This is a genomic window from Lactiplantibacillus modestisalitolerans, from assembly GCF_005405425.1.
In the GTDB taxonomy this organism is placed as follows: Bacteria; Bacillota; Bacilli; order Lactobacillales; family Lactobacillaceae; genus Lactiplantibacillus; species Lactiplantibacillus modestisalitolerans.
The window spans coordinates 14,622-37,605 of sequence record NZ_BJEA01000002.1 but is presented as its reverse complement, the minus strand read 5'-3'; the positions used below and the strand labels follow the sequence as shown (position 1 = coordinate 37,605).

20 protein-coding genes and 1 CRISPR repeat array are annotated in these 22,984 nt (G+C 50.9%); of the genes, 5 read left to right on the top strand and 15 right to left on the bottom strand.

The window, feature by feature from the left end; genetic code table 11:
• Nucleotides 1–99: 99 nt before the first annotated feature.
• The gene (locus FFM79_RS01585; RefSeq protein ID WP_137641719.1) at nt 100–1,335 is read right to left on the bottom strand and encodes an ABC transporter permease; all 1,236 of its coding nucleotides are present in this window, start codon (nt 1,333–1,335) and stop codon (nt 100–102) included.
• The gene (locus tag FFM79_RS01580; RefSeq protein WP_137641718.1) at nt 1,328–2,065 is read right to left on the bottom strand and encodes an ABC transporter ATP-binding protein; all 738 of its coding nucleotides are present in this window, start codon (nt 2,063–2,065) and stop codon (nt 1,328–1,330) included. The genes FFM79_RS01585 and FFM79_RS01580 overlap by 8 nt, the downstream gene beginning before the upstream one ends.
• A gap of 155 nt (nt 2,066–2,220) precedes the next feature.
• On the opposite strand from FFM79_RS01580, the gene FFM79_RS01575 reads away from it, so the two are divergent.
• From FFM79_RS01575 to FFM79_RS01565, 3 genes are all read left to right on the top strand, one after another.
• Entirely contained in the window at nt 2,221–2,673 is a 453-nt protein-coding gene (locus tag FFM79_RS01575) for an HIT family protein (protein WP_137641717.1), read from the top strand.
• 13 nt (nt 2,674–2,686) lie between these two features.
• Nucleotides 2,687–3,034 carry a hypothetical protein gene (locus FFM79_RS01570; protein ID WP_137641716.1) on the top strand — a complete coding sequence of 116 codons (348 nt, stop codon included), beginning with the start codon at nt 2,687–2,689 and terminating at the stop codon, nt 3,032–3,034.
• A gap of 316 nt (nt 3,035–3,350) precedes the next feature.
• Entirely contained in the window at nt 3,351–4,247 is an 897-nt protein-coding gene (locus tag FFM79_RS01565) for a peptidylprolyl isomerase PrsA (protein ID WP_137641715.1), read from the top strand.
• Between the two features lie 252 nt (nt 4,248–4,499).
• On the opposite strand, the gene FFM79_RS01560 is transcribed toward FFM79_RS01565, so the two are convergent.
• From FFM79_RS01560 to FFM79_RS01530, 7 genes are all read right to left on the bottom strand, one after another.
• A complete protein-coding gene (locus FFM79_RS01560) occupies nt 4,500–5,006 on the bottom strand; it encodes a thioredoxin domain-containing protein (RefSeq protein WP_137641714.1) in 507 nt (168 codons plus the stop codon).
• 272 nt (nt 5,007–5,278) lie between these two features.
• On the bottom strand, nt 5,279–5,602 hold the full coding sequence (locus FFM79_RS01555) for a hypothetical protein (protein ID WP_137641713.1): 324 nt from the start codon (nt 5,600–5,602) through the stop codon (nt 5,279–5,281).
• Nucleotides 5,603–5,756: 154 nt separating this feature from the next.
• On the bottom strand, nt 5,757–6,104 hold the full coding sequence (locus FFM79_RS01550) for a DUF2200 domain-containing protein (protein ID WP_137641712.1): 348 nt from the start codon (nt 6,102–6,104) through the stop codon (nt 5,757–5,759).
• Nucleotides 6,105–6,315: 211 nt separating this feature from the next.
• Complete coding sequence (locus FFM79_RS01545) at nt 6,316–7,017, bottom strand: M57 family metalloprotease (RefSeq protein WP_137641711.1); 702 nt, start codon at nt 7,015–7,017, stop codon at nt 6,316–6,318.
• Nucleotides 7,018–7,297: 280 nt separating this feature from the next.
• Entirely contained in the window at nt 7,298–8,461 is a 1,164-nt protein-coding gene (locus FFM79_RS01540; RefSeq protein ID WP_137641710.1) for an MFS transporter, read from the bottom strand.
• A gap of 361 nt (nt 8,462–8,822) precedes the next feature.
• A complete protein-coding gene (locus FFM79_RS01535) occupies nt 8,823–11,255 on the bottom strand; it encodes a flavocytochrome c (RefSeq protein ID WP_137641709.1) in 2,433 nt (810 codons plus the stop codon).
• A gap of 2 nt (nt 11,256–11,257) precedes the next feature.
• Nucleotides 11,258–11,875, bottom strand: coding sequence for an NADPH-dependent FMN reductase (locus FFM79_RS01530; protein ID WP_137641708.1), 618 nt, complete (start codon nt 11,873–11,875; stop codon nt 11,258–11,260).
• Nucleotides 11,876–12,060: 185 nt separating this feature from the next.
• On the opposite strand from FFM79_RS01530, the gene FFM79_RS01525 reads away from it, so the two are divergent.
• Nucleotides 12,061–12,993, top strand: coding sequence for a LysR family transcriptional regulator (locus tag FFM79_RS01525; protein ID WP_137641707.1), 933 nt, complete (start codon nt 12,061–12,063; stop codon nt 12,991–12,993).
• 43 nt (nt 12,994–13,036) lie between these two features.
• Here the strand turns inward: FFM79_RS01525 and FFM79_RS01520 are convergent, their stop codons facing one another.
• Both FFM79_RS01520 and FFM79_RS01515 read right to left on the bottom strand, forming a co-directional pair.
• On the bottom strand, nt 13,037–14,344 hold the full coding sequence (locus FFM79_RS01520) for a glycosyltransferase family 2 protein (protein WP_170177345.1): 1,308 nt from the start codon (nt 14,342–14,344) through the stop codon (nt 13,037–13,039).
• Between the two features lie 242 nt (nt 14,345–14,586).
• Nucleotides 14,587–15,762, bottom strand: coding sequence for an MFS transporter (locus FFM79_RS01515; protein WP_137641705.1), 1,176 nt, complete (start codon nt 15,760–15,762; stop codon nt 14,587–14,589).
• Between the two features lie 206 nt (nt 15,763–15,968).
• Here FFM79_RS01515 and FFM79_RS01510 point away from each other — a divergent pair, with 206 nt between their 5' ends.
• Complete coding sequence (locus tag FFM79_RS01510) at nt 15,969–16,409, top strand: nucleoside 2-deoxyribosyltransferase (protein ID WP_137641704.1); 441 nt, start codon at nt 15,969–15,971, stop codon at nt 16,407–16,409.
• A gap of 146 nt (nt 16,410–16,555) precedes the next feature.
• A CRISPR array of direct repeats spans nt 16,556–17,376; the repeat unit is 28 nt; unit sequence GGATCACCCCCGCGCCTGCGGGGAATAC.
• Nucleotides 17,377–17,622: 246 nt separating this feature from the next.
• On the opposite strand, the gene FFM79_RS01505 is transcribed toward FFM79_RS01510, so the two are convergent.
• From FFM79_RS01505 to FFM79_RS01490, 4 genes are all read right to left on the bottom strand, one after another.
• On the bottom strand, nt 17,623–18,201 hold the full coding sequence (locus FFM79_RS01505; protein ID WP_137641703.1) for a hypothetical protein: 579 nt from the start codon (nt 18,199–18,201) through the stop codon (nt 17,623–17,625).
• 75 nt (nt 18,202–18,276) lie between these two features.
• Nucleotides 18,277–19,257, bottom strand: a complete 981-nt coding sequence (locus tag FFM79_RS01500) for a 3'-5' exoribonuclease YhaM family protein (RefSeq protein WP_137641702.1) — start codon at nt 19,255–19,257, stop codon at nt 18,277–18,279.
• Between the two features lie 13 nt (nt 19,258–19,270).
• Entirely contained in the window at nt 19,271–21,763 is a 2,493-nt protein-coding gene (locus tag FFM79_RS01495; RefSeq protein WP_137641701.1) for an ATP-binding protein, read from the bottom strand.
• Nucleotides 21,753–22,967, bottom strand: coding sequence for a metallophosphoesterase family protein (locus FFM79_RS01490; protein ID WP_137641700.1), 1,215 nt, complete (start codon nt 22,965–22,967; stop codon nt 21,753–21,755). Before FFM79_RS01490 ends, FFM79_RS01495 begins: the two co-directional genes overlap by 11 nt.
• Nucleotides 22,968–22,984: the final 17 nt, after the last annotated feature.

The following is a 22,984-nucleotide window of genomic DNA, read 5'->3' as shown; positions in this document are numbered from 1 at the left end:
TCTCAAAAAAATTTACTTATTCAACATACTTAACAATCACATTTTATAGACCAAATGCGCGCACGTCAAGTCCTTTTTAACCCTTGTTACGTCAACGTTTCAAGCCAATCGCATTTTGGCATACCACGCAACTAAGAGATAGATTTCAATCAGGTTAACGACCCCTAAAATCCCGACTTGAACTAACGGCGCGTTACTTAACGCCACCGCCAAAATAAAGATGATGGCCGTCGTCGTTAAGACAATTGTTAGTAAGCGTTGAAAGTTTCGTAAGCGTTGCTTTGCGCTTAATGGATAAATATGCGTAAAAACTATATTATCGTATCGTTTATAAAACGGCAACAATTGAAACCCAATTAAGTAGAGAAAAAGTACGTCGAGACCGATTGCTAACCAGCCGTGACCGCTGAAATACAGCAGAATGGCCCCGATAATCGTTAGCCGTGCGACCAGCCCACTAAATTCAGTGCCGCGAAGCATCCCGCGACCAAACAAGTAGCTAAACGCGTGCTGCTGATTTTTCGGAAGCCAGCGTAGCACCCAATCTAAGTAACGCCGCCGTTTAACGCTTCCCTGCACCATTGGGACGTCGGTAAACAGGTTAAAGAACCGGTAAATGCCGAGCATCCGGTTAGCTTCGAGTGTAACGTCTGCGCGCCACGCAACGGTACTTTGCGGCCAAAGCCGCCGGAACAACCCCCGGCTAACGAGCGCAACGATAACGGCCACGGCGAATCCCAACCAGGGACTGACTGCTAGTCCGAGCACTAGGAGCAGGCCACTGACCAGCCAGCTGGTCAAAGTTGACCAAGGCGCCAACCGCGGATGACGCCGATAGCGTCCCGAAAACGCGCCGTCAACTTGGTACAGTTTAATCATCGCTAAAGTGAGCTGATAGTCTTTAATGGCCAGTTGCAAGCCGACTAGTGCCACCAGCGCCCACCCGCTAGCACGGGTAATCAGGACAAAGAGGGGCATCACTAAAATCACGAGTGCCAATTGCACTAACTGCGCCAACCCCCAACTATAACGCCAAGCGCGGGCTAGGTACTGATGAAAATCTCGTTCCCGTGGTAACAAAAAGACCGTATCAGCCGGTTCAATTAAAGTGGCAATTCGACCGATTCGACTTCCAAGTAGGAGGATGCCCCCTAAAACCACGAGCAACCACTGATCATGAGGGCCAACCGTCTTCAGCCAGTTCGAATAGGCCAAACCAAGCCCGCCGACAAAGAACATTAGCGCAATGACGAAGTGATCATTAAAAACTAACCGTAAGTAACGGAGCATCCGCTGCAAGTGCCGGCCTAAACGTTGATGATAAAGCTCATTCATCGCGGGTCACCCCAGTCAATGCTAAGTAAATATCGTTCAAGGACGCGCCAGCATCTGGGTAGGCCGCCCGAATTTCTGCAAAGGTCCCCTGCGTCTGCACCTCACCCGAATGGAGCAAAACGAAGCGGTCACAGGCCTTTTCAGCCGTGTCCAAGACGTGCGTTGACATTAAGACCCCGGCCCCCTGAGCTTTTACTTCTTTAATGAGCGCGAGTAAGTCGTGAACCGCTAAGGGATCCAGCCCTAAAAACGGCTCGTCGATGATAAATAACTTGGCGTTCGTTAAAAACGCACACACGATCATAACTTTCTGTTTCATCCCCTTGGAAAAGTTCGCCGGGAACCAGCTCAGTTTATTATCGAGCCGGAAAATTTTTAATAGTTCGTGCGCGCGTTTCCAGGCTTGCGTTTGGTCAAGCCCGTATGCCAGCATGGTCATTTCTAAATGTTCTTTTAAAGTTAATTCTTCATATAAAATCGGCGTTTCAGGAATGTAGGCAATTTGAGCCTTATAAGCCTGCGGATTAGCCGCCAGCGTTTGCCCGTTCAACTCAATTGAGCCCTTCATCGGGGTTAGCAGACCAATAATATGGTTGATTGTGGTTGATTTACCCGCCCCGTTCAAGCCGATTAAACCAACCAGCTCACCGGGTTGAACCTCAAAACTAATATCTTTTAAAACTGGGATTTGTGAATAGCCACCTACGAGGTGCTTGATCGCTAGTGCCATGTCGTGAACCTCTTTCCGTGTGTTTTCAGTTTCTCTATTATAGCATAGGCGTTAACGGACTTTTTAAGTCAGCCCCCGCTTGCGACCGGGCTTTTGAATCATCCGCTTACATTAGTGTATAATGTAAGCAAATTCAAAGAAAAGAAGGTTATCTAATGGCAGCTTTTGATCCGAAATTTGATGATGATTGTATTTTTTGTAAAATTGTAAAGGGCGACATCCCGAGTTACACGATTTACGAAGATGACGTTGTGAAGGCCTTCCTCGATATTTCACAAGGCACCCCCGGCCACACGTTAGTCATTCCCAAAACCCACGTTGCGGATATTTTTGGCTACGACCGCGACCTCGCTAGCATCGTGTTTGCCCGGATTCCCGAAATTGCACGCGCCATTAAGGCTTCCGACGAACGGATCATTGGGATGAATATCGTTAATAATAACGGGGCCGTGGCTTACCAGTCGGTCTTCCATTCCCACTTCCATTTGATTCCGCGTTATAGCGATAAAGACGATTTCCGGATGATTTTCAAGGACAACGCTAAGAAGTATGATGAAACCGACTATACTCAATTGCAAAACGCAATCAAGGCGCAATTGAACCACTAGGAGGCACTGCCAGATGGCTAAATTTATTCGCAATAGTTTAATTGGACTGGGGCTTAGCGCCACGGCCTACATGCTCGTCAATCAAAAGACGCCTAAAGCGGTTTATCACGATATTAAGAGCTACGTGCAAGAAGTGCTCGACGCCGTGGACGATCTGCAAACGGCCAAAGAAGATTTAAGCGACGCAAACAGTAACCTCAGCGTGCAGTTTGCCCACGCGGCCGAAGTGCTCGACGATATTCAAACCGACATTGAAAAATTCCAGTTTAATATCGAACCACACCTCGCACTGATTAAAAAACATGGTGATCACTTGCAAGCAACCCTCGATAAACTGGGCGCCCATCCGCAGTCAAAATAGTCCCCCGACTCCCGTTTAGCGGGAGTTTTTTAATTCAGCAATATAAAGGAAGAACGCAAACCGCCCCCCGGCCTTAATCGCCCACCACGGCCTACTTATCACGGCTGGTCGTTCGCGTTTCAGTGCACTTTCTTCACAATCGCTTTACAATGTAAATTAGCAAGCCTGATTATTACCGCTTTATGAAGCGCGTGTGAATTCTCTGAAAATTTTGTAAAGATTTCGCTAGTTATGCAGGGAGCCGTTTAGATATGGTATAGTAGTCTGGTAAGTCTGTGAGAGCAGAACGATTTCAAGAATAGGATGTGTTTTCGGAATGAAAAAATGGCTAATCGCCCTCGCTGGTGTCTTGATGGCCTTTACATTGGCCGGCTGTGGTAGCAAGACAGTGGCATCGACTTCTGGTGGTAAAATTACCGAAAGTCAGTATTACAGTAGTATGAAGGGAACCTCTTCAGGTAAGCAAGTCTTACAACAAATGATCCTGAACAAAGTTCTTGAAAAAGATTACGGCTCAAAGGTTTCCAGCAAAACCGTTGACAAGCAATACAAGACTTATAAGTCCCAATACGGTAGCTCCTTCTCAACCGTCTTAACGCAAAACGGGTTAACGGCCAAGAGCTTTAAGGAACAACTCCGTTCAAACTTATTGCTTCGCGAAGCGGTTAAAGACAAGGTTAAAATTACCGACAAAACGTTGAAGAAGCAATGGAAGTCTTACGAACCAAAAGTTACAGTTCAACACATTTTGGTCAGCAAAGAAGACAAAGCTAACGAAGTCCTCGATGCTTTGAAGAAGGACTCCAGCCAAGCTAACTTTACGAAACTGGCGAAGAAGTATTCATCTGACACCACGACTAAGAACGATGGTGGTAAGTTGGCCGCTTTCGACAACACGAACACTAGCTACTCATCGAAATTCTTGAGTGCGGCGTTCAAGTTGAAGAACGGTGAATACACGACTTCCGCAGTTAAGACGAGCAACGGTTACGAAATCATTCGGATGATCAAGAACCCTGGTAAGGGTAAGATGTCTGATCATACCAAGGACCTGAAGGAACAAATTTGGGATAACGATATGAGCGATTCAACCGTCTTGCATAACGTCGTTTCAAAAGTCTTGAAGGGCGGGAACGTTTCAATTAAGGATAATGATTTGAAGGATATCTTATCATCATACCTTTCAACCTCCTCTTCAACGAGTTCTAATTAAATCAAATTAAGGCTTAACGGGCGCGCCTAGCAATTTGCTGGCGCGCCCGTTTTTAATACCAGTGATGTTGCGATTGCCGCCAGCAGCGGCTACTCAATTAAATTGACTTAATCTCGTTTGCTTATTTCGGCAGTCACAGCGAATTGATTGAAAATTTAATTAGCAGATCAACACTATCGAACATAAATCCATAAAAAACGCCCCACGAGCCATTGCTCGTGGGGTGCTTTGCTTAATGTGCCTACTAATTTGTTAATTTAAAACGGCTTCCCGGTCTGCCCACTGGTCGCCAGTGAATTTTTGATCATCGTAAATCAAAGTTGGGACGGTCGCAATTTCGTTTTGGAAGGTTTGTTGAGCCACCCGGTGCTTAACCTGTTCAGCGTGGGCGTATGGCCGAACCCCAAAGCGCTTTTCTAAGTATGCGGGGACGTCTTCGCAGTCGTATGAGCGTAAAATAGCTTGATTGTTAAAGACGGCATCCACGTACCGTAACGCCGTTTCAGGGTCATTGTAATCAATGAATTCCTGGGCGATGTTACCGTTAGTCAGGGCCGTCTTCTTTTTGTTCCAGAACTTCAAGTGGAGTACTAATTGGCCCTGGTCAGCAGCTTTCAATAGTTCCGCTTGGTTCGCCAACCACCATTTTTGCGATGCGGTACACCCTAAGTTTAAGACGGCGACTAACTTATGCGGAGCCGTAGCTGACCCGTACGTCAAAGTTTCTTGTTGATCAACGTTAAAATGAAACTCACTCATTGCGATAACCTCCTAAAATTGCGGCCGCTAATCGTTATGATAATAAAATCACAAGATAGCGGTCAAGCGAACACGACAACTGTTAACCTTTACCTTTAGTATAAAAGTCTCGCAAGCCACTGTCAATCCACTTTGTGCAATTTTGCACGTTAACAATCTAACCACCTATAATTAAATTGCGCCAACCGCAATCCCCATAATGGCGCAATTGAACGCGTGACCAGCACCGATACAAAAAAGTGACCCGGCCGTCTGGCTAGATCACTGCTTTACTAAGCCTCAATTGGAATCATTAAGGTTTGTTGTTCGCGTTGAATGTGCAAGTTTCCCGCCTCATCGTAGCTTAAGTGCTGCCAGCCCTGTTCATCAACCCCGTGGCGGTATAGCGCCATTTTGATCTGGGCAATCCACTCGCGATAAACTTGCGGATGGTGGGTCGCCAGTTCGTAAACGTCCGTACAATCATACTTCGTCATCAAATCAGCTAAGTGCGCGTCCACAAACGCCTGCCAAAATTGGTTAAAAGCTAAGCGTTGCTGGCCGCGAAGTTGCCGCACGACCTGATCAAATTGCTGACAAATTTTTTCTTCATCCATCATCAATGCCTCCGTACTCATTTCTAACTAGTATACGCCTTTTGTGGGATTGTGAACAATAATTTTAACCGTTTTCATTGTTGGTGTGACGCTTGCTCAGTGTTAATCAAGAGTGTGCTGACTTTTGGCGCACGTTTTGGCTACATGGCAACACCTACCGCCTAATCTTCTCTAACGACCACCCCCGCGCCAATTCATCAACCAGTTTATCCAAGATCCGAATTTTACGCATCAGTGGCTCTGTAATAGTTTCAACCCGTACACCACAGATCACTCCCGTTACCGCATCCGCACGGGGATTCAACGCTGGTGCTTGCTCGAAAAAGGCTGCCATAGTCACACCGCTCTCAATCTGCGCATTCAGAGTCGCATCCGAATAGCCAGTCAGCCAGTAAATTACTTGGCGTAAATCGGCTTCGGAACGCGCTTTACGGGTCACTTTATTGACGTAGGCCTCATAAATTTGTTTAAAGGTCATCTGATAGATTTTGGGGGTTGGCATTTGGAAGTCCTCCTTAGTGGTATTTTGGCTAATTCACTGATCCACTTAATTTTGCTTCTATCATACCGCATGAAGACCGCTCAAACAGCTAAAAACGCGTTTAGTGCTCCATAATCTAGTAGATTGTCCCCCTTAAATACAATAAAAACGACCAGCACTAGTCATTTCCAGCACATAGTCGTTCTTTGGTAAAAACCCATTCCTGTCATTATTAACCATTAGTATAAATCTGCCGTAACGCTGTTAGATCCGCCGTCGTCAATTTGGCCGTTCCCTGCTCGACTGGGTACATCACTGACGATTGGTCACTACTATGCGATAAACCAAGGGCGTGGCCAATTTCGTGGACCGCAACTGCCTCGGTTTGCTTACCCAAATAGGCCGTGTTGAGCTTCGCCGTTCCGTGGTTAGTTGGGTTGCCCCCGTTCCAAACGGTTTGGCTGACTTCCGGGCCACCGTGCCCCAGCTCAACCGTTCCCGAACTGTACGTCTGATGGTAAGTCCCTAAAGTCAGTTGATTTTGACCCAGTGGTGCCTTTCCCGCCACTAACTTAACAATACCGGTCTGATTATAAGTCTGAATGGCGGCCAAAAACGCGCGCTTCACTTTCGGGGTCACGTTGGCGCCAAATTGGTAATAGTACGTCCGCTTAAGCCCCGCCCCGTCAACTAACGAGTTAATCGGAGTTTGGCTGGTCGCGTCTTTCACGGTGTTCCCGCTTTGTTTAGAACTACTGGTTTGTTTCACATCAGTTTGCAAGGTCAACTGGTCTAAATCGGTTAAGCGTGCAAACCAGTTGACGTGTTTGCGCACCGTCTGCCACCCCGCCTGCCAGTCATTGGCCGATACGGACTGGGCTTGATTAACCCCAACGCCCGCGACGAAGAGCAGTGCACCCGTAACAATGGTCATTATTATTCGTTTTATTTTATACAACAAGGATACTCCAATCACAATTTAAAGCAGTAACATTTACCGATTTCACAAGTATACCGACATTGGTTTACAATGTGAAATACTTGTTGCTTATTTTCAAGTATAACTAACGGTTATTAAGCAAGTGGTAAGAAATTGTGACGAAAAATCAAAGATCGGGGATTCAGGGATTGTACACGACCCTAAATCTCCGATCTTAATTTAATCTCCATTTTACAACTGAGCTCAAATTCATTTAGGCACTTGCGCTATTACACTACGCACTTTTCGACGTCCTCAAAAAGCCCCCATACAGGAGTAGTGCCAGTAACGTCGTGACCACCCCAAATACAATGAAGGCGTTAGTCACACCAAACTTGGAAAATAAGCCCGAAACCAACATCGTTTCAACAAACATCAATCCCGCCGTCAGCGTGTTAACACTGGAAATCAAGGACGTCCGAATTCGATCGTTAGCAAGGTCTTGAATCACCGCGTTCAAAGCCACGTCAACGAACTCAAAACTAAACTGCATCATCAAGAAACCAACAATAACCCACGTGAACGCACCACTAAATAACGGCAGAAACATCAGCATCGTCACGATAAAAAAGGTAATAATTGAACGCTTAGTCCCAATTTTAAGCGAAATCTTTTCCAACATGACTGACGCGACCGCCGAAAAGCCGGTTGCGACCGTTAAAATAACGGCTGCCGCGTACGCCGAAAAATGTTTTGCCGAAAATAATAACTGTGCAAAGTTAATTAGAACCGATATCGAACCTTCAAACAAGGCGGCAGTCAGTACCAAGTAGCGAATATGCCGCATTTTAAGCGTGGCTAACAATGTCGCTAGCAACTGTTTGATTGATTGTGTTTCGTTTACGGGCTGGTCCGCCGAACTCGGACTAACTTTAATGAGCCCCAGTAAAATCATGGACCCCAGCTGAGTTACGATGCCAATCACAAAAATAGCCGACCACGCAATCGTCGTCAGGTAGCCACCAAGTAACGAGCTAAGCGCTAACCCAATAATTGTAATGGCTTCAAAGATACCAATCTTATGTTGATAGTTTTCCTCGGGATGAAATTGGTACAGTAAGGTCTGATCACTACCAGAAATTAACGATAGCCCCACCCCATAAGCAAGAAACCCAACGATCAAACTCGCATAATTAACCGCTAGTAACATTGATAATAAATAGACAATAATCAAAACATGGCCTAAATTCATCGTCCTTTTAGGCCCTAACCGATCCGTCAAGACGCCCGAAGGTAACTCACAAACAAACATGGCTAGGGTCAGTAACGTTTGTAACAAGCCAATTTGAATCGTCGTAAATCGCTGGTGCTGTAAGTAGTTAATCCAAATGGAACGCTCAAAAAATAAGGCCCCCCAAAACGCATAGATGTAAATCGTATTTTTCCTAATATGGCTCATGATCCGTCATCCCCTCACGTTGCTGTCTTCTTGCGTGCTACCGCAACGATTGCTTCAACCAACCGTACTCATAAAAAAACTTAACCAGGCTAAACGATGATCACCCCGGTTAAGTCCAACTCAAGTTTCTAATCGTATACAAGAAGATTTTAATTCTTAGCATTATTTAATGATAGGCGTACGATTCTAACGTGTCAATCACCATTTTATAATCATTGTGTCATTTTCATAAAATTAAAAAGGACCCACTCAAAGACGAGTTGGCCCTTACCCAAGCAGTTTCACCACCTTAGTCAATAGCTTATGACCAAGCCGCGGCTCACCGCTCGAACTTAATACACATTCATTTTTTTCATTAAAGCTAATCTTCAGAAACGCGATCCGTCAGCGCACTTTCCGCCGCAATCCGACCGAACGTAAAAATGTCAGCTAACGAGTTCCCGCCTAGGCGGTTACCGGCGTGAATCCCACCAGCAACTTCCCCAGCAGCGTATAACCCGTTAATGGTTTGACCACCAGCATTTAAGACGCGTGCGCCGGTATCGATTTTCAAACCACCCATCGTATGGTGGGTCGCTGGCTTCCGGGGCGTCGCGTAAAACGGCGCCACTTGGACCTTAAGGTCGAAGGCGTTCTTATGGAATTCAGGGTCGTCCCCCGCATCGACGTAGCGGTTATAATCCGCAATCGTCTGTTCTAACGCGGCGGGATCCATCTTGATCTGCTTGGCGAGGTCGGCCAAGCTGTCAGCTCTAAAGAGCGTACCGGCGGCAACTTGCTGATCAATTTTTTCCTGGGTCGTGTTGTAGGCAGTCTTCTTGATTTCATCATCCGCAATCAAGTAGAACAGGCTCCCATTATCGATGGCCGCCTGGGTCAATTCATCCCGGCTACCGTATTCGTTGACGAATCGGCGACCCTGTTGGTTGACCATCACGTAGTTCTGCGGTGGCACTTGCAAGCCACTGAAGAGCTCCCCAGTCTCCGGATCAGAGACCGGCATCATTTGTGAGAAGCCCATCCCAACGAGATCGGCCCCCACCCGGGTTCCAAGCTTAATTCCGTCACCAGTCATAGCTGGCGAGTTAGTTGTCTTGATGTCGTCATCAATCGCCGTCCAGTACGTATTGTAACGTTGGAGCATCTTGGTGTTCGCTGCAAAACCACCGGACGCCAGAATAACGGCCTTGGCGTGAACAACGACTTCTTCACCCTGAGGTCCGTTAGCGAGCACACCCGTAATTTGGCCGTCACTCGTCGTTAACTGCTGAACGTCGGTTTCAGTCATGATGGTGCCGCCATTATCGTTGACAAACTTTTTGAGGGTCTTAATGTAAGCAAAGCCGAGGTCGCCCATTGGCTTATGCCCGCGACGCCAAATGGCCCCAACCGGCATCGTGACCTGACTCTTATCAAACTGAACCCCGATACTTTCCAACCATTTTACGGAATCAAGCGCGTTATCCGTTAATTCCTTGACTAAATCGTACTGACCATAAATCTTATGGCCCTTTAAATCACGCCGCTTACCACCCAGGTAAGTTTGAATCCGGTGCAACAGCTTCGAATCAAACAAGTAGCCCGTTTGACCATCCGTTTGTTCGAGGTAGCGTTTGATTTCCGCCTTTAATTGCTGGAAATCAGCCAAGTATTCGGGGTCAATCGTGGCCTCGTCAATTGACGCTAGCGCCTGCAACGTGTGCTTTTCACCCGGAATGGCGTCAAATTGACTTTGCCAATCAGGATCCGCCGCATTCATTGGGCCCCCAGCCCGGACGGTGTTGCCACCAACGGACGGGAACTTCTCAAGCACGAGGGCGCGTTTACCTGCCTGCAAAACCTTGGCAGCCGCCGTTAAGCCGGCCCCACCGGCGCCCACGATTGCCACGTCAGTCGTGATTTCGTGGACGGCTGGTTCAGTTGTCTTAGCGGTTGTGCGTTGTTTTTTCAAAGCGTCGGGGTTGGCTCCGGCCTGCTTAATCGCCTGAGCGACCCCGTTAATGACCCCATTACTAGTAATCGAAGCCCCGGAGATCGCGTCAACGGCCAGCGTCTGACCATCAATAATTTCCTTCGGGATTCGCTCAAAGGCCACGTCCGCAATGCCTTCCGTTTCGGTCGAAGTATCAATATCGATCTTTTCAATTCGATCCTTGGACAAGGTAACCGCCATCGGCAACTCGCCGTTATGACCAACCGCCGTCACGTCGTAAGTCCCTGGCTGGTAGCTCACGGCATCCGGAACGTTCAATTCAGCAGCGATCCGCGCAAACTTTTGGAACTTCGCAAAGCAACTATCCAAAAAGTCCACGGTACCACTTACCTTTAGGTTGCCCTGATCGTCGAACGCATCCTGCGCCCGTCCCAGTAAAAATTCGGAACCAGGCATTACTATGGCGTTAACGCCTGGTGCGTCTAAAATCTGCCGTAAATGCAGTTGGGCCCGCGACGAACCTTGCACACTGTAAGCCGCACCGACGATCATGACCGGCTTACCATCCAGTGGGTGTAATTTAAACGATAACCATTCAAGAATGCTCTTCAAAGCGGACGGAATGGAATGGTTGTGTTCGGGCGTCGCAATAATTACCCCGTCGGCCGCTTCAATTTTTTGGTTAAAGCGCTGAATAACGGGACTATCCGACTGGTCATTTGATTCGTTAAAGAGCGGCACGTCGTCTAAGGATAGTAATTCAATCTCGGCTTGCGACTCAAAGTGCCGTTGCATAAAGGTTAGTAGTTGACGGTTAAACGAGTGCGCGGCATTCGTTCCGGCAATTCCAATTAATTTCATCGTTAGTCCTCCCCGTCCGTAATTTGTTTCCATGAAAATTGCTTAGTTTGATTAAAGAACTGGCTGCTAGGCAGCAATTTGTCAGCGAGCGTTACAAAGTTAACGAAGGCGTTAAAGGCGTTATCCAGTTCACCAACTTTGGCTTGATCAATCAAAGCGCCCTGCTCGTCAAAGGCTTGTAGCGAGTGCCCGAGCATGAACGAAACGTTCGGTACGATCAAAGCCTTTAATTCGGGGGCTTCTAAGATTTGCCGGAGGTGGGCCTGGGCACGCGAGGTGCCCAAAGCACCGTTAGACGCACCCACAATTAGGACCGGTTTATTGATCAATGGGCGGGTCGTATAGGATAACCATTCAATGGCACTCTTTAAAGCGGCTGGAATGGAATGGTCGTATTCCGGGGTGGCAAAAATCACCCCGTCGGCAGCCTCAATTTTATCTGATAGTTCCTGAACCGCAGCCGGAACGGTCCGGTCAGCGGGTTCGTTAAAAGCTGGTAAGTCTGCAATTTCACAAATAGTTAGCGTTGATTGGTTGGCAAAGTGCCGTTGCATGTATTGCAACAATTGCCGGTTGGTCGAGTGGGTCGCATTGGTTCCCACGAGTCCGACTAATTTCATCGTTCGACACCCTTTCTAAGGTTGTTCATCTTCATAACAAAAACATTATCTACCACATCACATGAGTTTAAAATTGCACTATTTTGTGGTCAAGATTAGTTTAGGGCAGGCGTCCTAGATTGTGAAATATTTATTTATCTATGCTATAATAGCAATATTGTTATCGCACTAAGGAGGAAGCTTCATTGCCACAGCCAAGTTCCATCAACATGTTGCGTTTTTTAGACGCGCTGTTAAAGCACGGCAACTTTACCCGCGCCGCTCGCGACCTATATATTTCCCAACCCTATTTAACCCAAACGATTCAACGAACGGAACAAAAATTAGGCGTCGCGATTATCAATCGGGACCGCAGTCCCTTAGCGTTAACGGCGGCCGGGCGCGTTTATTACCAATATTTAACGACCCTCGAAAGTGAAAAGGACCGTTTCGCCAAACAACTCAGCCAGTACACGACTCCCACCAACAACGTGGTCCGGGTGGGGGTGCTGGCCAGCTTGGGTTACTACTTGCTGCCACTGGTCTTGCCAACCTATTTAGCCCGCCACCCACAACTTCACCTTGAGCTGACCGAAGACACCGCCGAGCGCAACGAACAGCGTTTGTTACACGGTGAACTTGACTTTTTATTCGGTCAAAATCCAGAAACCGTTGCGCCCGGGCTGACCGTCCGTGACCGGGGTCAAGACGGTTACTACGCAATTATTCCCAAGACATCGCCGCTCTACCGGGCAAATCAGGCCACCCTCGAGGCTGATAGTCTCTCGATGCGCCAACTATTACAGGCCCCGTTACTAGTTTCACCGCGGGGGTCGTCAATTCGGCGCCAAGTCGACTACTTGCTGCAAAAATTTAAAATCGAGCCGCAAATCGTCCTTGAAAGTACGAATACGCTAACAATCGCAAAACTCGCCCAGCAAGGACTCGGCATCACCTTACTGCCGGATAGCGTGCACGTTGCACTCCAACCGGACGCGTATAACCTCTACCCGTTACCGCTGGACGTCGTTTCGTTGAACTACTTTATCGCCTACCCGACTGACAAACCCCTTAACGCGGTTGAACAGGACTTAGTCACCGTCTTCTTAGCCCAACTAACCGCAGCTTTAAAGCATTAAAAAACGTTGCCAACTTTTTTAGGCAACGTTTTTTTGACTAATTTTACTTATTTGACAGCAACTGCCAGGCTGGCGCTGGTTCACTGCTCGTTGGCGCGTGGATTGTCTTATCCCAACGGTGATCGCCACTCAGAAGTTTGTAAAGGGCCACGAACGGCACGATTGACAAGCAGACGTTATAACCCACCGCTTGCCAGCTTAATTTCACCGCCGTTGGAAAGGCCACGCCAGTCGTCTGCACGTATTCAAGCGCAAAGACGGTCCATAACAGCAGGGTTAGTAAAATAATAATTACAAACGCAAATATGACGGGATGCGGGTTACTAATCACCAGATTAACTAACTGGGTCCCCAGCGCAACTAAGTTCGCAATTAGTAGTACCATCGCACAAAACGGTAAGATTAAAAACAAGAGCAAATCACACTTGATCCGCGACAGCAGCTTGGGCGACTGCACAATTTGTTGTCCGTAGCGCACGAAGCACTGCATCGACCCCGTACACCAGCGAATTCGTTGGCGAAAAAGGGGCTTGAACCGCGTCACCGCTTCTTGGTAAACGACGGCGTTAGGTAAAAATAGGCCGTGGTAGCCCTTAAATAACCCCCGCACGGTAAACTCAAAGTCTTCGAGTAATGACGCACCCCAGCCGGTATCCAAAACCATCGCTAAGGTCATGAACTGCCCGTTTCCACTCGCAATCGCCGCCCCAATTCGGTTGCGGGCTTCCTGCATAAAGGCGTTGATCGCAATAAACTCAAAGTTTTGCATCCGGGTCAGCCAGTTGACCCGCGGATTAGTCATCGCAATGTTCGTTTGCACCATGGCGACCGGGTTCGCCGTAAAGGCCCGAAAAACCTTCATCAGGTCGGCCGAACTAATCAGCCCGTCCGCGTCAACTACCCCAATAATCGTCGTGGCCGGCGTTGCGTGCGCGGGCAGCGCCCGCTTAATTTGAGCGACCGCCGCATTCAACGCGGCGCCCTTACCTTGCTGAGCCTCCGGGAGCCGGCGCCGAATCAACTCAATCCGGGTCCGGTGCTGGGCCTGCGTTTGTTGTAAGGCCGCGACGTTGGCGGCCGTTGCATCCGTTGAGCCATCGTTAATCAACACCAAGTGTGGTGTAATTTGTGGCGCCAGCGCATCCAAGATTCGAAGTTGCTGCGCGACCGTCGTCAAAACACTTTCAGCCTCGTTTAATAGCGGCACCAGTAGATAAAACTGATACTTGGCGGAACGATTACTTAACGTGACCGAACGACGGCGCTGAAACTGAAAGGTCATAAACCAACCTAAACATGCGAAAAAGCCAATTGCCGAAATTACTAAAAAGCCGTTTCGAATTAAGATCATCTTAAATCCCCCTATCGAGTCAGGCGGGTTCATCAGGCGCTCCCGACTCGCATTCTGATTTAATGGTTGACCCCATTTTTACTTAACGGGGTTAACAATGTTAGTATAGCTTAATTCGTTCAACCGTCCAAGCATTTAATCATAAATGTTATATTATGTAAAAATACGTAAAAAAGGACTGTGACATTCGTCACAGTCCCCTATATGTCTAATGTTAATAGTCAAAACGGATGCTAACTTCTTTAACGACTAAAAATATGCTGCCGCCGCTCAATCAAGATACCAACCAGCGTAATCAAGGCGCCGAAGGCCCCACAAATAATGAGGGTGCTCGTCCAATTACCCCCGCTACTCTTAAGTAATCCAAAGCTAAACGGTCCGCCCGCCGCCAGTAGGTAGCCCAACGTTTGGGCCATTCCCGACACCTCGACCGTTTCGGCCGGGTTGCGCGTTTTCTGCGTGAAAAAGATGACCGCTAAGTTAAATGAAAACCCGGACGCAACGCCCATTAACAACGTTAAAGTCACCCCGTACCAGAGGACGTGACTCGGCCACAAAATACCCAGGGGGGCGAGTGTAAAGCCCACCCCAATCACCCATAATAGCCAACGCTTACCGTTAGTTGACTTAGCAAACCAAGGGGTCACGAAGGCACATACAAGGCAGGCAAGTTGGAGCAAAGTCACCAGCATGGCAGCGGTCACGGCCGAATACCCAGCCGTTTCAAAAATATTCGGTAACCACGTGACCAGCGAATAGTACAGCAACGCCTGAATCCCAAAGAACAGCGTGATCAACCACGCGAGCCGATCCGTCCACACCGATTGCGGTAACTTCACGGTTTGCGCCTCACGGGCCGTTTGTGCCGCACGCGGTTGCATTAATAAAAGACAACCCAGCACACTGACCAGCGATAAGCCGGCCAGCCCAATCATCGTCGTTCGCAACGAAAACCGCTGCGTCAGCAGGCCCACCGCCCCGGTCGCCAGCGAACTCATCAACACCATCGAAGTCGTGTACAGACTCACCCCAAACGTCGGCCGCTCGGGCAAACGATCCTTAATAATCGCCGGTAAAATTACGTTGCCACCGTCAATTCCCAGCCCAATCAGCAGGGTTCCCAGCAAGAGCGGCGCCACCTGCGGCATAATCCGCAAAAGCGAGCCCCCGGTAAGGATCAGAAAAGCCGTCAATAACACCGGGACGTGCCCGAAGCGCCGACTCAGTTTGGTAAAAGCGGTCGAAACAACCGCAAACGTCAGTAGCGGAATGGACGTCAGCAAGCCCGCCATCGTGGCCGACAAGCCGGTCGCTTGCTGAAGCTGGGCCATGATTGGTGGAATCGCCGTAATTGGTAACCGCATGTTGACCGCCACCAGAATGATTCCGAGACTAGTGACTACCTGTTTTCGTTGCATCTAACCGCCCCCTGACTGGCAGCCTGTTTAGACTACCAGTATCTTTCTACTTATTTAATAGTAGCACGCCAGCCCCTGCAAATTCTAACTTTTTCCGTCTTCTACCCCGGTTGAATTTCGGGTTGCAGTTGACGTCACCCCGAAAAATCCGTAAACTATGTCTTAATCTGTCAACGCTAATTAACCTTGAAGGAGTTTTTTAAATTATGGCTCAAATCTACATTGCAAGTCCCTTTTTCAGTCCCGAGCAGGTCGACCGGGTTAGTCGGCTTGAAGCCGCCTTGGAAAAGAACCCGACTGTTCGCGACTTTTACTCCCCGCGCCTACACCAGGACGCTCAGGCCGAACAATTCACTAAGCCGTGGGCAACCGAAATCTTCAAGCGCGACATGGCGCAAATTGCCGCGGCGGACGTAATCGTCACGGTGCTCGACTTTGAAGCTAAGAACCTTGATTCGGGAACGGCTTACGAATTGGGCGTTGCCACGATGCGTAACCTGCCAATCGTCGTGCTCCAAGAAAAGGACGAGGCCGTTAACTTAATGATTACCGAAAGTTTACATTGGTACACGAAGCAAGTTGCCGACTTTGAGCGCTATGACTTTAAAACCTTGCCGGCTGGCGAGTTCGTGGGCGAGATTTTATAGGCGGCAGCTTAGTTTGCGTTGCCTTCCAGAAACAGTTTCAGCCGGTAGCTGCGTTTCATTAACTAGTCAGCATTAACCATTCAAAAAAATACGCCATCGTTACTGACATTGAGTCGGTAATGATGGCGTTCTTTTTGCAGTACGGCTTTCCACCCCCGCGCCTGCGGGGAATACCGCACGATTAGCTCTGGATCAAGAATTGGAATAGGATCACCCCCGCGCCTGCGGGGAATACGCGAAAAATCGGCCTTCGTCGTACATTTCGACGGGATCACCCCCGCGCCTGCGGGGAATACAAAAGAGTGGACGCACCTTCCAGACGAAGGGAAGGATCACCCCCGCGCCTGCGGGGAATACTCTATACAAGTATGAGTTCCGGCGATTCGGCAAGGATCACCCCCGCGCCTGCGGGGAATACTTCCAACGATTAGCTAAATTGTATCACATGCAAGGATCACCCCCGCGCCTGCGGGGAATACGGATTGGCCGGTTACGGTTGTACTTTTTGAAAAGGATCACCCCCGCGCCTGCGGGGAATACAAAGGCCGGGTCAGACGCGCCGCCGCTCAAAAAGGATCACCCCCGCGCCTGCGGGGAATACCGTAGGCGGAACCCTCACCGCCCGGCCCTTCGAGGATCACCCCCGCGCCTGCGGGGAATACTGAACAGCGCCCCGGCGTTGCCTGATAATTTTAGGATCACCCCCGCGCCTGCGGGGAATACCTAGTTCGCTTCATGAAGGACAACGCAATTAAGGGATCACCCCCGCGCCTGCGGGGAATACAGTGGATCACTGCCAATATCTGGGGCGATCATGGGATCACCCCCGCGCCTGCGGGGAATACCAGGCTGTTTGCTTATTCAACTGCTCCGCTTGGGGATCACCCCCGCGCCTGCGGGGAATACGTTCCCACGGTATCGACGAACGTCAACAAACCGGGATCACCCCCGCGCCTGCGGGGAATACACTAACAGAAGCCCGTCAAATCAGCATTCTCAATTTCACATTTAGCCACTTTTTATTAGTTGCTTCGGTGTTAATAGAATAACATGTTGCTTGTAAAAACAACACTCATTTTTTACTTAAAACTAGATTAAAAATCAGCCTCAAAAGAAGCCAGGCCATCCTATGTTTAGAAAGCCCCGTCCCGCAGGCTGATTTACTCAGTATTAAACTTTAAATAATGCATTTCTTACTAGTACTTCGGACAGCTCAAACCCGCTGCGCCGTCCCCAACGGCGCCCCAATCGTCTGGTTCCACGCAAAGTACGCCGTTCCGCGGGTCAACTGCTCAAACTGGGGCACCGTTAACTGGCGCCAATCCCACGTTTGGGCCGCCAAATTCAGCGGGTCTTCCAACGCCAACGAAAATTCCTGCGCCCACGCCACCAACGCCGGAATTACGCTTAAATCGGTATTTAACAACCGGTAAGTCGCACTGGGTGTCGCAAGCGTCAGCATTAAGCGGTAGTGCGCGTGGTGGCGTGCTCCGGGACCCAGCTGGTGCACCTTCGCCCGGTATAATCCCAACCGCACCCCAGTAATCGCCGTCGGCACCGGCAATAGCGTTTGAAACGTCACGCCGTACTCGTCGGCCAACGTCAGCCGGTTCGGCGCAATCGTTAACCGGCCGTGGGCGGCGGCCCCCTCGTTGAGGGCCTTTAAAATGAACGGGGTCTTCTTGCGCGCCGTCGAATATTTATGCTGGTTCAGCACGATCGTCATGAACGCCGGCTGCCGCGCGATGTTCGTCGCAATGTCGGTGACTGCGATTGGCATTAATTTTTGCATTGTCTCGCCCCCGTAAAAAAACCGAAGCGCTAACCGCCTAACCGCGCGGAACGGCCGCTGGCGCTTCGGCGAACTTTAATCCCCTTGTTCGGGCTGGTCGCCCTTAGTGGCGTCGTGCAGTGGCCGGTAGAAGTTGCGACCGTCCATCGCGAAGATCCGTTCCGTGTACGTGCCGGGTTCGGCGTGACCAATCGACGTCTGCATCATCTGAATCGACGCGTCGAGTTCGTCTAAATCGTGTAAAATTTCCGCTTCCATGATGTGCGGCCGCACCGGCGAACCGTATTCCAATAGCCCGTGGTGCGCCAAAATCATGTGCCGTAGTAGCAACACCGATTCCGACTGTTCGTCAATTTTGAGTTGCTGGCACGCTTCCACGATCTGCTCGTCAATCAAAACGATGTGCCCAACTAAGTTACCAGCCAACGTGTACGTCGTTGAAACCGGCCCGGACATTTCAATCGTCTTGCCCATGTCGTGTAAAATCGCACCGGCGTACAGTAGCGCCCGGTTAACGTGCGGGTACTGTTCACTGACCGCCTGCGCCAACTTCAAAATGGATAAAGTGTGGTACGCCAAACCGCCCGCAAAGGCGTGGTGGTTTTTCTTAGCCGCCGGATAATTAAAGAAGTCGTCGTGGTACTTTGTCAGCAGCCGGCGCACGATCCGGTTCCAGTTGGGTTCCGTAATTGCGAACACGTACTGATTGATAGCTTCCTGCATCGTATCGGAATTTAGCGGGGCGTGTTCCACGAACTGCTGCACGTCCTGCGGCTCACCCGCGTGCGTTAGGCGCATCTGTTGAATCTTGATCTGCGGGTTGCCCTGATAATTTTCGCGCTTACCGTGCAGGTGCACCACCCGCCCGGCCTGAAAGTGGTCAACGTCCTGGTCGCTAGCGTCCCAAAATTTGGCCGAAATTTCACCCGAGGTATCCTGGAAATTAATCGCCAAAAATTTTTTACCGTTTTTCGCAATCCGCACTTCCGAATCCTTTAATAAAAAGTAGCCGTCGACCGTTTCATCTAGTTGGTAATCAAATAACTTTTTTGCCATGCTGTATAGCCCCCTATGCTAGTTCGTAAACTGCCGCACCTGGTATTGCCGTGCGCGCGGCCGGCTCGTTGGTGAAGTACAGTAGCTGGTGTGCTCCCGCGACCGTTGCTAATAACTGCCACGCCGCGCGCCGCCGCTCAACGTCAAAGTTCACTAACCCGTCGTCGATCATTAACGGCAGCTGGGCTTGTGGGCCGAGGTGCGCAATCAATGCTAAGCGGACGGCCAAGTACAGTTGTTCCTTCGTCGCGGTTGAAAGTTCCGCAACCGCAAACCGGCGTTGGTCCGTCGTCAAAACGACCAGCGTTGAACCGTTCAAACTAATTTTATTATACCGCTTCAAGGTCAGTTGCGCGAAGTAGGCGCTAGCCCGTTCTAGAACGGCTGGTAATTGTTGATCCGTTAGCCGTTGTAACGTCGTTTCAATCCACTGAGCACCCAGTTGCCGGGTCAGCCACTGGCGCGCCATGACCGTGATTTCCGTTTGCAAATCGGCCTGTTGCTGCCGCAAGCTGGTGTAGCGTCCGTCTTCCGTTAACCGGTTTAACTGGGTTTGGGCCGTCACTAAAGCCGCCGTTTTGGCGGTCAACTGTTCCTGCTGGTCAGCCTGCTGTTGCCGCAAACTGGTCATTTCAGCCTGCAACGCGTCAACGGACGCATACGCTGCGAGTGCAGTCCGGTCCGCGGCCGGCAGTTGCGCTTCTAGCTGGGCCGCCGCGCTCGTATTCGCCGTTTGCACCGCCTGGGCATCGACGGCTTGGGCTAGGGTATCCACGTCCGCCAACTGGTTGCGTTCCGCGAGGGCTTGGAGTTGGCCGGTCACTTGACGCACCCGTTCCGTTAACTGTTGGACCTGGCGCTGCGTATAGGCAAAGTCCGGTCCGGCCATCGTTTGGCGCTGCATCAACTGGTGTAACCGCTCGTAAAAGGCCGTCACCCGCTGAACGCTCCCCGCTAAATCCTGCTGGTCAACGGGGACCCAGTTAGCCGCAAATTGGTACGGTTCCAACTGGCGCCAAACCGTGGCGTGCTGGGCGGCTAGCTGCTGCTGCGCGTGCGTCGTGGCGGTCTGCGCCCGTTGCAAGGCCGCAATCAGTTCCAATTGCTCGCGGGCCTGGTTGGGCGAAAGCGTTGCCGGCAACCCGAGTGCCGTTAAACGTTCGGCCAGCGGATCACTGGTCGCCGCGGCAGTGGCGGGGTGCCCACCTAGTTCTTCATACCCGAGCCGGCCGAGTAATACTAAGCCGGCCACGATCAGCAGCCATTTAAACCCACCAAGTGGGAGAAAAATTCCCGCCACTAACGCAACCCCGCCAACCGGGAGTCGCCAATCCCAGCTAGTTCGGTGCTGCGTTTGTTGCTGCCGGGTCGGCGCTTCGTCGGCTAACGCCACCTTGAGTTGCGCCAGCGCGGTCCGCTTACTTGGGGCCAGGCAGGCCATGAGTTCCGGGTGTGCCGCCTGCTGGGCGTCGTAGGCGCTTTGCGCCGTTTGGGCCTGTTGTGCTAACGTTTGTGCTTGCCCGAGCGCTTGCTGCAAGGTCGGTAGTTCCGCCTCCAACGCCTCAAACTCCGTTTGGTGCTGCACGTAAAAGCCCATTAGGCCCTGCGACTCGTCGTCAACCGGCTGTTCGCTCAACTGTTGCCGCGCACTTGCTAGCGTGTGCTGCAACTCCGCGCGTTGTTGCGCCAGTGTCTGGTACTGCTGAACACTGGCTGCACTTAACTGCGCGTCGGCTTGCCCACTGGTGGCCGTCAAGCGCTGTAATTGCTGATAAACCGGCCACTGATTCCGTAAATTGGCCAACCGTTGCTGCTGCCCGTTTAGTTGCGTTTGCGCGCGTTGCAGCCGCGTTTGGTCCGCCTGTAAGTGCTGAATTTCGGCCTGCAAGCGCTGGTAGTCCTCGTAGTTCGCGCCCGCTGAGGCCACCTGGGCACTCAACTGCTGGTAGCGTTTGAGCGCAGCGTTTAGCTCCGGCTTACGTCCCCGGGGCTTATAGAGCTCGTCGGCCGTCGTCCGCAACGCGTCCTTCGTCGCGCGCCAGGGCGCACTCCCGACTAAGCCGACCTGCTGCAACTGCGCGTTCAAGTCGGCCGGACTCAGCGTCCGCAACGCCGTTAATTCCGCCTGGTTAAACGTAAACAACTGCTTATAGCGCGTTTGATCATAGGGCGCCAGCCACTTTTCCAGTAACGCCATTGGCTGCGCGACCCCGGTCGTCAAATTAACGAGCGTCGCCGGCTGGTCCCCTAGGCGCGTCAAGCGGTAAACGGTGCCGTTAACGACCAAATCTAAGGCGCCGCCGTACTGACTGGTCTCCTTCGGCTCGTAGCGTTCCAGCGGGTGCCGGCGCGACGGGAAGCCAAACAGCATCCCCAAAATAAACGCCCGCAGCGTCGACTTGCCGGATTCATTGGCCCCGTAAAGCACCTGCAGACCGTCCGCTAACTCAAATTCACGCTGTTTAAACTGACCAAAGCCAGCAATTTCAACCCGTTTAATCCACATCCTGCGGGCCCCCCGTCGTTAAGTGATACTGATCTTGCAATAAACGCAAGACCCGTGCTTGCCATTGTTGTGCGTCAAGGTCTTCTAGCAACGCGCGCGATAAAAAGTCCTCGTCTAGTAAGTGGCCCGCTAGCTCGGCGACCGCGCTTGCGGTCACTACCTGCTTGCCGGCCGCCTGCCAAGTCGCCTGATCCAGGCCAAACAACGGCGTCGCGGTATCGGCTGCTTGCGCCTGGTTCAGGGCTACCGGCCACCAGTGGTCGGTAGCGCGTTCACTGAGCTGGTGCAATAACGCTCCCTGGTCCAAGGCCAAGGTCGTCGCGTCGTCCAATTTCAAATCCGCCGGCAACGTCACCGTCACGAGTTGCGCGTCACTCGGATAAGCCGCGTTCAGCTGGGCCGTCAACTGTTCCAGCAGTTCGCGCCGACTCAATTCACCAGTCAACGGGGCCGTCCAGTCCCGCCACGTTAAGGTCGTCAACGCCTGAAACCGCGGCACCAACTGATTATCCCGGCTCGTCACCACTAAGCACCCCTTGGGCCCGCTTTCCGAACGGTTGCGACCCTGCGGATTACCCGGATAAACAATCGGCGGTTGCTGGTTCAAACTTTGGCGGTGATGAATGTGCCCTAACGCCCAGTAGTCGTAATGCTTAGCTAGCAACTCACCAACGTTAAACGGGGCGTAATGGTCACCGGCCGCCCCACTTTGCCCGTGCAACATCCCAATTTGGTAGTCCACGGCCGAACTTCTCGCCGGGTACTGCGCCACCATCGGCGTGGCGACCCAACGCTGCGCGTAACTAAACCCGCTAACCGCGACCCGGGTTTGATCAGCAGTCGTCAACGTGACCGTCGTCACTTGGGGACCAAACACGTGCACGTTAGCCGGAAAGTGCCAGCGGTTTAAATCGGGCTGATAATCGTGATTACCAAAGGATAACAGCACCGGAATCTGCGCGGCGTTCAACCGCGTTAAGGCGCGCATCAAGGCGGCTTGCGCCTGAACACTTTGCCCCTGCTGATCAAACAAATCACCGACTAGCAGCACGAAGTCGACTTGCTCCGCCAAAGCGGTATCCACCAAGTGACTCAGCGCCCGCGTCGGGGCCGTCAACAGGCGTTGCTGCCAATCAGCGCTCAGTCCGCTGACCCCTTGAAACGGGGTATCTAAATGTAAATCCGCAGCGTGTATAAATTTCATGCTAATTCCTCCACTAA